This window comes from Pantoea ananatis LMG 2665, assembly GCF_000710035.2.
GTDB classification, from domain to species: Bacteria; Pseudomonadota; Gammaproteobacteria; order Enterobacterales; family Enterobacteriaceae; genus Pantoea; species Pantoea ananatis.
Genome location: NZ_JMJJ01000004.1, coordinates 494,027 through 506,385, shown reverse-complemented (window position 1 = coordinate 506,385; position 12,359 = coordinate 494,027). Strand labels below are relative to the sequence as shown.

Below are 12,359 nucleotides of genomic sequence, written 5' to 3'. Positions count from 1 at the left end.
GAGAGGCTCAGGCTTTTTCAAGCGTACACAGCAACGGATGATGATTGTCCCGCGCGTAATTATTCACCTGCGCCGCTTTGGTCTCAGCGACCTCTGCGGTAAATACACCACAGATTGCTTTACCGTGGTAGTGAACTTTCAGCATCAGTTGCGTTGCACGTTCAATATCATAAGAAAAGAACTTTTGCAGAACGTCAATAACAAATTCCATAGGTGTATAATCGTCATTATTCAGAATGACTTTATACATGGAAGGCGGCTTTAACCCTTCGCGTACTTTATCGTCAGCTAATTGTTCAAAATTTAGCCAGTCATTTGTGTTTGCCATAGTGTTCCGTTGTGATTCTGTACATCGTCATAAACCCGGTTCATCTGTAGAGTTTAACACGTGTGTCAAGTGCACAGTCGCTAATGAATCATTCCGCTAAAAATGCCACACGCGACCTGTATCACAAAATTTCAAATAGCGTTAACTACCTCAAATTTTGATGATTTTTTCCCCGCCTTGCCCGGTGGTTTGCTTGACGACCACGCCAGTTTCTCTACATTCTACCTTCACAAGCTGATTGAGTTTTAATCAAACCCGACTCACGGCTTCAGTGACCTCACCTACTTATAAAATGTCTTGCGAGGGAAGTAAAAGCATGGAGACAGGTACCGTTAAATGGTTCAATAACGCCAAAGGTTTCGGCTTTATCTGTCCAATCGGGGGCGGAGAAGATATCTTCGCACACTACTCAACGATACAGATGGATGGTTACAGAACGCTAAAGGCGGGCCAGCAGGTCCATTTTGACGTTCATCAGGGCCCTAAGGGCAACCATGCCAGTCTGATAGTACCCGTTGAAGCGCAACAGGCTGTCGCCTGAGATCACCCCAACGTTGGACCGCTCCGTTGAAAATGCCAGCCTGCCGTGCTGGCATTTTTACTTGCGAATCGCTAACCCGCTTTACCCTGCGCCAGTCTGATAACGCGTGCAAACATGTCCCGCAGGCGTTCCGGTATGGCCTCGGTGCCGCGTTCGGCTGCCGCCATCGCGACCATAATGGCCAGTTCAGGTTTAGATGCACGATGAATCGCTTTGGTAATAATACGCCTGGGTTTCATCGGCACGTTTAACGGCAGGTGCGCTGCTTGTTGATAAATATCGCTAAAGCCATGCTGATAAAGGAAGTGCTCTATATCCGCCGCCGGTAGCGCCGTTAAGTGATGCTTCTCAACGTCAGGCGGCAGGAGCTGACTGCGCGCCGTGGCCGCGTATTTTTTCCCTGCCATATCGCCGTCAGTCAGCACATGCCAGGCAATGCCCATACGCCGGGCAAATTTTAACAGCGGTTTTAATCCTGACTGGGCGAATTCAATCACCTTTATGCCTTCCGCGGCAAAGTGAAAGCCGCATTGTCGCGCCATCTCGTTAATGATCCAGACTTCGGTTTCGCCTTCAACCAGGAGCCAGCAGCGGGCAAACAAGGCCGAAGGCCGGTTAACTTTAATATGGAAGCCGATTCGCCGGCTCTCTTCAGCACTCAGCCCTTCGGGACCGACGCGCCATGCGGCCACGCGCGCGGGCTCGCGAACCAGCCGGCAAACATGCTCGATCGCGACCTGAGAAAGCAGCTCTCCGGAATTGGTTGTCGCGATCTTCTGCAGCGGCAGCAGCGTCAGCAGATTCCACGCCACGGACAGCATAATGGGATGCAGGCGGGTCTCCGGATCCTCAATCAGCAGCAGCGGCCGTGCGCCCGGCGCCAGAGGTTCGCTTCCCCGTGCCTGCACCAGCAGGGTAAACATGCGCAACAAAATAAGCTGACGGCTGCGAACGTCGGTGGCGGCAATCAGATGATTGAGCTGATCCAGCGAATGCCAGCCCCGGGCACCTTCACGGGACTGCGGCTCAACGCGGTGCGGCTCGCTGCCCCGCTCAGGATGCTGGATCAGGAAATAGTGTTCTACGAGCTGCTGCATCGTCTGCAATCCTTGCCGCAGCATGGCATTACTCATCTGCTGCGGGTGCTGCTCCAGATCTCGCGTGAGGGTATCCAGCTCTTTCGCCAGTTGGTTTAAGGTAGAGAGGCGGGCATCAATACCGCTCTCAACCGGTCGGATGCGGCGGCTGAAGCGGGCATCGCGCAGCCGTAATACCGGGTTCATGCGCAGCAGGTAATCTATCGCCGCCGCGCTTCCCGCTTCCGGTAATACCTGCCCATTCCCGTCGATAAAGCGGCGCGTCGAGGTAATCTGATCGTCACGCCGTCTGGCCTGCACGCTATAGCTCAGGCGGCGCTTTCCCTGCTCGCCGGGTTGCCAGAATGGCTGCAGCAGCTCGCTGGTGTCCGCTTCGTCATCCGCAAAGTGGAAAACAACCGACAACCGATGCATCCGATCCTTAACCTCACCCGGCGTAAAATGAAAATCATCAAGGGAGAACGCATAGTCGCGCGTGCGGGGAGAGAGCAGCAGGCTGAGCGCGTCGAGCAGGCTGGATTTCCCCCAGGCGTTTTCACCAATCAACAGGTTGATGCGCGTCAGCGGTAAAGAGAGTTGATTGATGCCGCGGAATCCCCGGATATCGATATGTTCCAGAATCATAGCGTTTTTATCCTCTTTGCTTTCCGAAGAATGGAGCGGCTTCATCAGGGGGTCAAGAGACTTTATGACAAAGGTTTACTCCCCTACGCTTTTTCGCTAGCGTGTCGTGACTTTCGACATGGACGAACCTTTCATTATGTATTCCGGACTCTTAATTATTCTTCTGCCTCTGCTGGCAGGCTGGCTGTTACCGCTTCGGCACGTTGCGTTCCTGAAGGCCGTAAACCGGCTGCTGGGTTGGATGGTCTACGTCATCCTGTTTTTTATGGGCATCAGCCTGGCCTTTCTCGATAATCTCAGCAGCAATCTGGTGACGGTGTTTTATACCGCCGCCGTGGCAACGGCTTGCATTCTACTGTGTAACCTGCTGGCGCTACGCTGGCTTGAGCATCGCCTGCCCTGGCAGCACAGTCACAAACAACAAAAGCTGCCCTCACGTTTGCATATGGCGCTGGAATCGCTGACGTTATGCGGCGTGGTGATCGCCGGCTTTGTGCTGGGCCTGACCCAGTGGCCCTGGCTGCATCATGCGTCAGCCGCCAGTGAATATGCATTACTCTTTTTGCTTCTGCTGGTGGGGATTCAGCTGCGCGGCAGTGGGATGACGCTGCGGCAGATTGTGTTAAACCGCCGTGGCATGATGGTGGCGGGCGCGGTGCTGTTGAGCGCGCTGCTGGGCGGAATGATCGCGGCGCTGATACTGGGGCTGCCGCTGAAAACCGGTCTGGCCTTAGCCAGCGGCTTCGGCTGGTACTCGCTTTCGGGGATTCTGATGACGGAAGCCTTTGGCCCAGTGATCGGCAGCGCGGCATTCTTTAACGATCTGTTGCGAGAGCTTATCGCCATCATGCTGGTGCCCGCGCTGATTGCCCGCCACCGCAGCACAGCGCTGGGCTTATGCGGCGCCACCTCGATGGATTTTACCTTACCGGTATTGCAACGGGCGGGCGGTTCAGAAATCGTTCCGGCTGCGATTGTGCACGGTTTTGTCATGAGCCTGCTTGCGCCGGTCTTGATCGCGCTGTTCTCTGCCTGATGGCTGAATTCAACTTTTGATGCAATTTTTTACGGTTGAGTTGAATCAGCGTCGTCTACGCTTCTTGTGAGCTGTTTGATTCTGCTATCCGGTGGATGGCGACGAATGACCAAGGAGAAGAAGATGAAACAAACCGTAGCGGCGCTGGTGGCCAAAACGCTGGAAAACGCCGGTGTAAAACGTATTTGGGGCGTCACGGGTGACTCATTAAACGGCCTGAGCGACAGCCTGAACCGAATGGGCACCATTGAGTGGATGCCCACTCGCCATGAAGAAGTGGCCGCCTTTTCTGCTGGTGCAGAAGCGCATGTCAGTGGGGAACTGGCAGTATGTGCGGGTTCATGCGGCCCCGGTAACCTGCACTTGATTAACGGCCTTTTTGACTGCCATCGCAATCGCGTGCCGGTCCTGGCGATTGCGGCCCATATTCCTTCCAGCGAAATCGGCAGTGGTTACTTTCAGGAAACCCATCCTCAGGAGCTGTTCCGCGAATGCAGCCACTACTGTGAGCTGGTATCGAACCCCGAGCAGTTGCCGCAGGTGCTGGGCATTGCGATGCGTAAAGCCATCCTGAATCGTGGCGTATCGGTGGTTGTCCTGCCGGGCGATGTCGCGCTGCAGGCCGCACCGGAATCCGCCCGCGCTGACTGGTATCCACCGCAGTTGCCGCTGGTGCTGCCGTCCGCCGATGAGCTGACCACCCTGGCGCAAACCCTGAACGACGCGAAAAATATTACGCTGATGTGCGGCAGCGGCTGCGCAGGCGCGCACCGGGAAGTCGTGGAGCTGGCGGCGACGCTGAAAGCGCCGGTGGTCCATGCCCTGCGCGGAAAAGAGCACATTGAATACGATAACCCGTACGATGTGGGCATGACCGGGCTGATCGGTTTTTCCTCGGGCTATCATGCCATGATGAATGCCGACACCCTGGTCCTGCTTGGCACCCAGTTCCCCTATCGCGCCTTCTACCCGGAAAAAGCGAAAATTATCCAACTCGACATTAATCCGGGCAGCCTGGGCTCGCACTGCCATGTAGATCAGGCTTATATTGGCGATGTCAAAACCACGCTGCGCGCGCTGCTGCCAAAGCTGCAGGTCAAAACCGAGCAGCGTCACCTGGACAGCGTACTGAAGCATTATGCCGAGGCGCGTAAAGATCTGGATTCGCTGGCAACCGCCAATGATAACCAGCCGATTCATCCGCAATATGTGGCCCAGCAAATCAGTCAACTTGCCGACGACGACGCGATCTTTACCTGCGACGTGGGCACGCCAACCGTCTGGGCGGCTCGCTACCTGAAAATGAACGGCCAGCGTCGCCTGCTTGGCTCCTTTAACCACGGTTCAATGGCGAACGCGATGCCGCAGGCCATGGGCGCGCAATCACTCAACCGTGACCGTCAGGTCGTGGCGCTATGCGGCGACGGCGGATTCAGTATGCTGATGGGCGATTTCCTGACCGTCGCCCAGCTGAAGCTGCCGGTAAAACTGGTGATTTTCAACAACAGCTCGCTGGGCTTTGTTGCCATGGAGATGAAGGCCGGCGGTTATCTCACCGACGGCACCGATCTGCACAATCCTGATTTTGCCGCCATTGCTCAGGCCTGTGGTGTTAAAGGCATTCGCGTTGAGAAAGCCTCTGAACTGAATGGCGCGCTTGAACAGGCCTTTGCCCATGATGGCCCGGTCCTGGTCGATGTGATTACCGCAAAAGAAGAACTGGCGATGCCGCCGGAAATTAAGCTGGAACAGGCCAAAGGCTTTAGCCTCTACATGCTACGCGCCGTTATTAACGGCCGCGGTGATGAAGTGCTTGAACTGGCAAAAACCAACTGGCTGCGGTAAAACAGACGGATGTTACAGGCGGGTTCTCCGCCCGCCTGGCATTTTGCTGCCCAGGAGCACAATGTGATTGATCTACGCAGTGATACCGTGACCCGTCCCAGTGCCGCCATGCTACAGGCGATGATGGCTGCTGAAACCGGGGATGATGTTTATCGGGACGATCCTACCGTTAACGCACTGGAAGCCGAAGCGGCGAGGCTGAGTGGTAAAGCCGCTGCGCTGTTTCTGCCCACTGGCACCCAGGCCAATCTGGTGGCGTTGCTGAGCCACTGTCAGCGTGGTGAAGAGTACATTGTGGGCCAGCAGGCGCATAACTATAAGTACGAAGCAGGCGGCGCGGCGGTACTGGGGAGCATCCAACCCCAGCCGATTCTGGCGGCGGCCGACGGCAGCCTGCCGCTGGATGTGGTGGCCGACTTCATCAAACCTGACGATATTCATTTCGCCCCGACCCGGCTCCTGAGCCTGGAGAATACCCATCATGGCAAAGTCCTGCCCGCGGGCTATCTGGAGCAGGCGTGGCATTTTACCCGCAAGCATAAGCTGGCGCTGCACATTGACGGCGCACGTATTTTTAATGCCGTCGTGGCGCAGCAAACCACGCTGGAAAACCTTGCCCGTTATTGCGATACCTTAACCATCTGCTTGTCAAAAGGACTGGGCGCGCCCGTGGGTTCACTGCTCTGCGGCGATACAGATTATATTGAACGCGCGCGTCGCTGGCGCAAGATGACTGGCGGCGGTATGCGTCAGGCGGGGGTGCTGGCAGCGGCGGGGCTATATGCGTTGCAACACAACGTCGCACGGTTACAGACCGATCACGAGAATGCGGCCTGGCTAGGAGAGGCGCTGCAGAAGATCGGCATTGAGGTCACGGAGCAGCAGACGAATATGCTGTTTGTGCGCGTCCCGGCAGACCAGGTTGACGCGCTGGGTCAGTGGATGAGATCCCATGATGTGCTGATGAGCGTGGGTCCCGTGACCCGAATCGTCACCCATCTGGATGCTGAGCGCCCGGCGCTGGAAAAGGTGCTGTCGCACTGGCGGGCGTTTTTGGCACAGCATCGTCCCGGAGCTCCCGTCACGCCGTCTTCCCTTGCCGCGTCACCTTACGCGAGTCGCTAGATGTTGAGCGCGGTAACCACCGGTTATTGCGCTTCCCCGTATTTTTCCAGCAGCGCCTCTGCAATCGCCAGGGTTTCAGCATCCGCTAAACCCTGATAATTCGCTGGACGGAAATGCATCTGAAACGCCGCAATCAAATTCCGTTGCTGGTTCGCGCTCATCCCTTCCGTGACCTCATAGCCGTAGCGCTGCAGGCGATCAAGCACTGTGGCAACCGGTACGGCGGCATCTCGATGCTGCCCGGCTAAGTGAAAAGCGACGCGCTGCGGATCGGGCCAGGCGCCAATGCCCTGCTCAGCCAGCTGCCGCCAAGGGAATCGCGGGCCAGGATCCTGTTTACGCTGAGGGGCGATATCGCTGTGGCCCACGATATTTTCCGGCGCGATACCATACCGGCGGGCGATATCCTTGATGAGGGCGCCGAGCACACGGATTTGTTCGGGAGGAAAAGGCTGCCATTCCAGGCCGGTCAGGGTACGGCGATAGCCGTTGTTCACCAGCTCAATGCCGACTGACGTATCGTTGATACGGGTTGCGCCGCGCCAGAAGCTCGGCCCGGCATGCCAGGCCAGATCCTGCTCCGGTACCAGTTGCCAGATAATGCCCTGCCCCTTGCGCTGCGGCGGCTGGCGAGGAATAAGATAATGGACGCTGACGTCACGATCGGTCAACGTGGCCAGGGAAGAGGAAAAGTCTTCTGCGGTATAGTGAATCACCACCACTTTTACGCGCGGTCGCGCGCCCTGAGCGGGATGACGCAGATCGACCCAATAACCCGGTCGTGATTCTATGCCCGACTGGCAGCCCACCAGCACCCAGAGCGCCAACAGCAGCAGAATACGTTTCAACGAATCACAACCGCCGTGCCGGTCACGCTCACCATCAGCATGCTGCTGTCTTTACCCACGGTTTCGTAATCGATATCAATGCCGACGACCGCATTGGCACCCAGCGCGCTGGCCTGCTCTTCCAGCTCTTTAAAGGCAATCTCGCGCGCTTTGCGCAGTTCCTTTTCATACGCGCCCGAGCGGCCACCGACAATATCGCGAATGCCGGCGAAAAAATCGCGGAAGATGTTGGCACCGAGAATGGCTTCCCCGGTGACCACGCCACAGTAATCCGTAATACTGTGTCCTTCCAGGGTTGGCGTCGTCGAAAATTTCATCGTTTTCTCCTGTTACGTAAACCGGCCAAAGGCTCTTTCACCTAAAAGCAGAACTATACTCTATGTTAAAAAGGCACCTTGCCAGAGAACAATAAGGAAATCGAGATGAGAAACAAAGGTTTTGCGCTTTTGCTCCCGGCCGCGCTACTGCTGAGTGCCTGTACGACAGTAGAGCCGGTAATTAAGGATAACGGCCCACGACTCGCCCCTTGCGTTGAAGGCGGCCCCGACACCGTGGCACAAAAGTTCTACGATATGCGGATCGCACATCCCACCGCCGGTCTGCCTGACACCACCACGCTGGCAAACTATCGTCCTTACCTGAGCGAAGGCCTCTATCACGCCCTTCAGGAAGCAAGCCAAAGCCAGAACGCAACACAATGGCACAGCGGCGATCTGTTCTCCAGCCTGGCACAGGGGCCAACTCAGGCTGATGTTGCTGATGCGTCGACCATTCCAAACCGGGATGCCCGCAATATCCCGCTGCGGGTAAACATGAGCCGTGACGATAAGCAGTGGCAGGATGAAGTGTTGATGATCCATCAGGGCAGTTGCTGGGTGGTGGACGATGTCCGCTACGTCGCAGACGTGCCTCACCCGGCAGGCGGTTCTCTGAGCCAGATGCTTGAAAAGGCGAAAAAATAAATAACCTTTACCTCCACGTCTGAACGCGCGGGCTTAACCGCCGGACGCGTTCAGACGGCATTCAGCCTGCCTTTCCAGAAATGCCCGCCGTTCGCCTCACAACATCTTGTGCTAATCTTTTGGGTGTTTACCGCTTATTCGTAAATTTTAAGCCACCTTAATTGCATAACTATTTTGGTGACGTTAAAATCCGCAAAACTAATAGCTATTCAAAATTGGCGCATGAGTATTCAACTAAACGCGATTAACTGTTTCTACGGTGCTCATCAGGCGCTGTTTGACATTAACCTGGAATGTCCGCAAGGCGAAACCCTGGTGCTGCTTGGCCCAAGCGGTGCAGGGAAAAGCTCGCTGTTGCGTGTGCTGAATCTGCTTGAGCACCCGCGCTCTGGTCAGTTGCACATTGCAGGTCACGATTTCGACTTCAGCAAAACGCCTTCGACGGCAGCAATACGCGAGCTGCGCCAAAACGTAGGCATGGTTTTTCAGCAGTACAATCTCTGGCCCCATCTGACGGTACTGCAAAACCTGATGGAAGCGCCCTGCCGTGTACTGGGCTTAAGCAAAGCCGATGCCCGGGCCCGAGCCGACAAGCTGCTCGATCGTCTGCGTCTCACCAGCTACAGCGACCGCTTTCCCCTGCACCTCTCTGGCGGACAGCAGCAACGTGTTGCGATTGCCCGCGCGCTGATGATGGAGCCGCAGATCCTGTTATTTGATGAACCGACCGCTGCGCTCGACCCCGAAATCACCGCACAGATTGTCAGTATCATTCGCGAACTGGCCCAGACCCAGATTACCCAGGTGATCGTGACCCATGAGGTGGAAGTGGCGCGTAAAACGGCCAGCCGTGTGGTGTACATGGAAAACGGTCATATTGTGGAACAGGGCGATGCCAGCCGCTTTACACAGCCGCAAACCGAGGCGTTTGCACATTATCTTTCGCACTAAGTCAGGATGCTAAAAATGAAAAAAGTCGTACTTGCTGCACTGCTTGCCGGATTAAGTCTGAGCGCTTCCGCTGCCGAAACCATTCGTATTGCTACTGAGGCTTCCTATCCTCCTTTTGAATTTGTTGATGCGAATAACAAAATTCAGGGCTTTGATGTCGATCTGGCTAATGCGCTGTGTAAAGAGATGGATGCGACCTGTAAATTCACCAACCAGGCCTTTGACAGCCTGATCCCCAGCCTGAAATTCCGCCGCTTTGATGCGGTGATGGCAGGCATGGACATCACCCCTGAACGTGAAAAGCAGGTCCTGTTCAGCAAACCTTACTATGACAACTCGGCGATCTTCGTTGCGCAGAAAGGCAAAGTGGCGAGCGTAGAGGCGCTGAAAGGCAAGCGCGTCGGCGTGCAGAATGGCACCACGCATCAAAAATACCTGACGGACAAGCACGCGGATATTACCGTGGTGCCTTACGACAGCTACCAGAATGCGGTACTGGATCTGAAAAATGGCCGCATCGATGCCGTCTTTGGTGACAGCGCCGTAGTCAACGAGTGGCTGAAGCAGAACGCTAACCTGGCCCCGGTGGGTGAGAAAGTAACGGATAAAGCGTATTTCGGTACCGGTCTGGGCATTGCTGTGCGTCAGGGAAATACCGAGCTGCAAAGCAAATTCAACACGGCCCTGGACAAAATCAAAGCCGATGGCACCTACAAAACCATCTACAGCAAATGGTTCCAGCAGTAATTTCTGATGAATGAAATAATCCCGCTTGCAAGCGCCGCCGGCATGACCGTCGGCCTTGCTGTTTGTGCCCTCATCGCTGGCCTGGTGCTGGCGATGATCTTTGCCGGCTGGGAGTCACTGCGACTGAAGCCGCTGGCGTGGATCGGAACCACGCTCGTCACGCTGATTCGCGGCCTGCCGGAAATCCTGGTCGTGCTGTTTATCTACTTCGGCGCCTCACAGCTGCTGCTGACCTTATCCGACGGCTTTACGCTGAACTTCGGCCTGTTTAGGCTGCCGGTTCAGATGCACATTGAAAACTTTGACGTTAGCCCGTTCCTCTGTGGTGTTATTGCTCTGGCCATGCTTTATGCGGCCTATGCTTCGCAAACCCTGCGCGGCGCGCTGAAAGCCGTCCCGATTGGACAGTGGGAATCCGGCCAGGCGCTCGGCATGAAAAAGTCAGCGATTTTTTTTCGTCTGATTATGCCGCAAATGTGGCGCCATGCCTTGCCAGGCCTGGGAAACCAGTGGCTGGTTTTGCTAAAGGATACGGCGCTGGTGTCGCTGATTAGCGTTAACGATCTTATGTTGCAGACGAAAAGTATCGCGACCCGCACCCAGGAGCCTTTCACCTGGTTTTTAGTGGCGGCGGCCATTTATCTGGCGATCACGCTTTTCAGTCAGGCCGTATTGCGCCGAATTGAACTGCGCACCACGCGTTTTGAGCGGGGGAACAGCTGATGCTGAGCTATCTACCCGAACTGCTTAAAGGGCTTAACACCAGCCTGAGCCTGACCGCGGCCTCGCTCGTAACCGCGCTGCTGCTGTCGCTGCTCTTTACCATCGTACTGGCCTTGAAAACCCCGCTGTTTTCTCCGCTGGTAAAAGGCTTTATTACCCTGTTTACCGGCACGCCGCTGCTGGTGCAGATCTTCCTGATCTACTACGGGCCGGGCCAGTTTCCCAGCCTGCAAACGCTGCCCTGGTTATGGCATCTGTTATCACAGCCCTGGCTCTGCGCCATGCTGGCCCTGTCGCTTAACAGCGCGGCCTACACGACTCAGCTGTTCTACGGCGCCGTTCGTGCCATTCCCGCTGGTCAGTGGCAGTCCTGTGAAGCCCTGGGCATGACGCCCCGGCAAACCCTGCGTATTTTGCTGCCTTATGCGTTTAAGCGCGCCCTGTCTTCTTACTCCAACGAAGTGGTGCTGGTGTTTAAGGGCACATCCCTGGCGTTTACCATTACGCTGATGGAGGTCATGGGCCATGGTCAACTGCTGTATGGCCGGACCTATGACGTCACGGTCTACGCGGCTGCCGGGCTGATTTACCTCTGTGTCAACGGGCTGCTCACCATTATGATGCGCCTGATCGAGAAACGCGCCCTGGCGTTCGAACGGCGAAATTAATCCGCAGGCAGGGCAACCTGCCTGATTAATTTTATAATCATATTTATTGCATAAAAATTCATTTACTGGCATCGTTTGGCGCATTCACTTGCTGTGTTATTGATGGCTAACGGGAGCCTGTAATGAAAAAATGGATGATTGCCGCTGCACTGGTAAGCCTGGCCGTAAGCGCTCAGGCTGCTGAGAAAATTCGCTTCGCGACCTCTGCCACCTACCCACCTTTCGAATCGCTGAACAGCGATAATCAGATTGTCGGTTTCGACATCGATCTGGCGAAAGCGCTGTGCGAACAGATGAAAGCGGAATGCTCGTTTACCAACACGGCCTTTGACAGCCTGATCCCCTCACTTAAGTTCCGCCGCTATGACGCCGTGATTGCCGGTATGGATATCACCGCTGAACGCAGTAAGCAGGTTGACTTCACTCAGCCCTATTACGCGAACTCCGCCATTGTGATTGCGCCTAAAGGGAAATTTACCGCTATTGATGCGCTGAAAGGCAAACGTATCGGCGTTGAGAACGGTACAACGCACCAGAAATATCTGCAGGACAAGCATCCGGAAATCAACGTCGTCGCGTATGACAGCTATCAGAATGCGATTCTGGACATGAAAAACGGACGTCTTGACGGCGTATTTGGCGACAGCGCAGTTGTCAATCAGTGGTTAAAAACCAACAACGATCTGGCCAGCGTCGGTGAACACGTTACGGACCCGGCGTACTTTGGTACCGGCCTGGGGATTGCGGTGCGCAAAGGTAACGCCCCACTGCGGGATAAATTTAATCAGGCGCTGGCGGCCCTGAAAGCCAACGGCAGTTGGCAGAAAATCAATCAGAAATGGTTCCCTGAATAACGCTCATGGG

The 12,359-nt window shown here is 55.6% G+C and carries 14 protein-coding genes; 10 read left to right on the top strand and 4 right to left on the bottom strand.

Annotated elements, in window-relative coordinates; all coding sequences use genetic code 11:
* Nucleotides 1-7: 7 nt before the first annotated feature.
* Nucleotides 8-328, bottom strand: coding sequence for an ATP-dependent Clp protease adapter ClpS (gene clpS / locus EL29_RS04220; protein WP_013025221.1), 321 nt, complete (start codon nucleotides 326-328; stop codon nucleotides 8-10).
* A gap of 316 nt (nucleotides 329-644) precedes the next feature.
* Here clpS and cspD point away from each other — a divergent pair, with 316 nt between their 5' ends.
* On the top strand, nucleotides 645-869 hold the full coding sequence (gene cspD, locus EL29_RS04215) for a cold shock-like protein CspD (protein WP_006118603.1): 225 nt from the start codon (nucleotides 645-647) through the stop codon (nucleotides 867-869).
* Between the two features lie 71 nt (nucleotides 870-940).
* Here the strand turns inward: cspD and EL29_RS04210 are convergent, their stop codons facing one another.
* The gene (locus EL29_RS04210; protein ID WP_028714979.1) at nucleotides 941-2,590 is read right to left on the bottom strand and encodes an ATP-dependent nuclease; all 1,650 of its coding nucleotides are present in this window, start codon (nucleotides 2,588-2,590) and stop codon (nucleotides 941-943) included.
* Between the two features lie 136 nt (nucleotides 2,591-2,726).
* Here EL29_RS04210 and EL29_RS04205 point away from each other — a divergent pair, with 136 nt between their 5' ends.
* From EL29_RS04205 to ltaE, 3 genes are all read left to right on the top strand, one after another.
* Entirely contained in the window at nucleotides 2,727-3,626 is a 900-nt protein-coding gene (locus tag EL29_RS04205) for a LysO family transporter (RefSeq protein ID WP_024470921.1), read from the top strand.
* A 123-nt stretch (nucleotides 3,627-3,749) separates the two neighbouring features.
* Nucleotides 3,750-5,471: a ubiquinone-dependent pyruvate dehydrogenase gene (gene poxB / locus EL29_RS04200; protein ID WP_028714978.1), complete on the top strand. Its 1,722-nt coding sequence runs from the start codon at nucleotides 3,750-3,752 to the stop codon at nucleotides 5,469-5,471.
* Nucleotides 5,472-5,534: 63 nt separating this feature from the next.
* Nucleotides 5,535-6,596: a low-specificity L-threonine aldolase gene (ltaE, locus tag EL29_RS04195; RefSeq protein WP_227008653.1), complete on the top strand. Its 1,062-nt coding sequence runs from the start codon at nucleotides 5,535-5,537 to the stop codon at nucleotides 6,594-6,596.
* A gap of 23 nt (nucleotides 6,597-6,619) precedes the next feature.
* Here ltaE and EL29_RS04190 read toward each other — a convergent pair whose 3' ends face one another.
* Both EL29_RS04190 and EL29_RS04185 read right to left on the bottom strand, forming a co-directional pair.
* Nucleotides 6,620-7,444: an N-acetylmuramoyl-L-alanine amidase gene (locus EL29_RS04190; RefSeq protein ID WP_014593304.1), complete on the bottom strand. Its 825-nt coding sequence runs from the start codon at nucleotides 7,442-7,444 to the stop codon at nucleotides 6,620-6,622.
* Nucleotides 7,441-7,761, bottom strand: coding sequence for a heavy metal-binding domain-containing protein (locus tag EL29_RS04185; protein WP_013025214.1), 321 nt, complete (start codon nucleotides 7,759-7,761; stop codon nucleotides 7,441-7,443). The genes EL29_RS04190 and EL29_RS04185 overlap by 4 nt, the downstream gene beginning before the upstream one ends.
* Before the next feature lie 105 nt (nucleotides 7,762-7,866).
* On the opposite strand from EL29_RS04185, the gene EL29_RS04180 reads away from it, so the two are divergent.
* The 6 genes from EL29_RS04180 (at nucleotide 7,867) to EL29_RS04155 (ending at nucleotide 12,349) form a co-directional block, all read left to right on the top strand.
* Entirely contained in the window at nucleotides 7,867-8,406 is a 540-nt protein-coding gene (locus EL29_RS04180) for a lipoprotein (RefSeq protein ID WP_014593303.1), read from the top strand.
* A 222-nt stretch (nucleotides 8,407-8,628) separates the two neighbouring features.
* On the top strand, nucleotides 8,629-9,357 hold the full coding sequence (gene artP / locus EL29_RS04175; protein ID WP_014606209.1) for an arginine ABC transporter ATP-binding protein ArtP: 729 nt from the start codon (nucleotides 8,629-8,631) through the stop codon (nucleotides 9,355-9,357).
* 15 nt (nucleotides 9,358-9,372) lie between these two features.
* Nucleotides 9,373-10,104: an arginine ABC transporter substrate-binding protein gene (locus tag EL29_RS04170; protein WP_028714977.1), complete on the top strand. Its 732-nt coding sequence runs from the start codon at nucleotides 9,373-9,375 to the stop codon at nucleotides 10,102-10,104.
* Nucleotides 10,105-10,110: 6 nt separating this feature from the next.
* Entirely contained in the window at nucleotides 10,111-10,827 is a 717-nt protein-coding gene (gene artQ / locus EL29_RS04165; protein ID WP_013025210.1) for an arginine ABC transporter permease ArtQ, read from the top strand.
* Nucleotides 10,827-11,495 (top strand): arginine ABC transporter permease ArtM, encoded by a 669-nt coding sequence (gene artM / locus EL29_RS04160; protein WP_013025209.1) that lies wholly within the window; start codon nucleotides 10,827-10,829, stop codon nucleotides 11,493-11,495. The genes artQ and artM overlap by 1 nt, the downstream gene beginning before the upstream one ends.
* A 122-nt stretch (nucleotides 11,496-11,617) precedes the next feature.
* Entirely contained in the window at nucleotides 11,618-12,349 is a 732-nt protein-coding gene (locus tag EL29_RS04155; RefSeq protein ID WP_015700668.1) for an arginine ABC transporter substrate-binding protein, read from the top strand.
* The last annotated feature ends 10 nt before the right edge of the window (nucleotides 12,350-12,359 follow it).

Bases quoted from the DNA above. Each gene is read 5' to 3' on its own strand.
- poxB (WP_028714978.1), top strand. From the start codon at position 3,750: ATGAAACAAACCGTAGCGGCGCTGGTGGCCAAAACGCTGGAAAACGCC.
- artQ (WP_013025210.1), top strand. From the start codon at position 10,111: ATGAATGAAATAATCCCGCTTGCAAGCGCCGCCGGCATGACCGTCGGC.
- EL29_RS04210 (WP_028714979.1), bottom strand. From the start codon at position 2,590: ATGATTCTGGAACATATCGATATCCGGGGATTCCGCGGCATCAATCAA.
- cspD (WP_006118603.1), top strand. From the start codon at position 645: ATGGAGACAGGTACCGTTAAATGGTTCAATAACGCCAAAGGTTTCGGC.
- EL29_RS04170 (WP_028714977.1), top strand. From the start codon at position 9,373: ATGAAAAAAGTCGTACTTGCTGCACTGCTTGCCGGATTAAGTCTGAGC.
- EL29_RS04205 (WP_024470921.1), top strand. From the start codon at position 2,727: ATGTATTCCGGACTCTTAATTATTCTTCTGCCTCTGCTGGCAGGCTGG.
- artM (WP_013025209.1), top strand. From the start codon at position 10,827: ATGCTGAGCTATCTACCCGAACTGCTTAAAGGGCTTAACACCAGCCTG.
- EL29_RS04185 (WP_013025214.1), bottom strand. From the start codon at position 7,761: ATGAAATTTTCGACGACGCCAACCCTGGAAGGACACAGTATTACGGAT.
- artP (WP_014606209.1), top strand. From the start codon at position 8,629: ATGAGTATTCAACTAAACGCGATTAACTGTTTCTACGGTGCTCATCAG.
- EL29_RS04155 (WP_015700668.1), top strand. From the start codon at position 11,618: ATGAAAAAATGGATGATTGCCGCTGCACTGGTAAGCCTGGCCGTAAGC.
- EL29_RS04180 (WP_014593303.1), top strand. From the start codon at position 7,867: ATGAGAAACAAAGGTTTTGCGCTTTTGCTCCCGGCCGCGCTACTGCTG.
- clpS (WP_013025221.1), bottom strand. From the start codon at position 328: ATGGCAAACACAAATGACTGGCTAAATTTTGAACAATTAGCTGACGAT.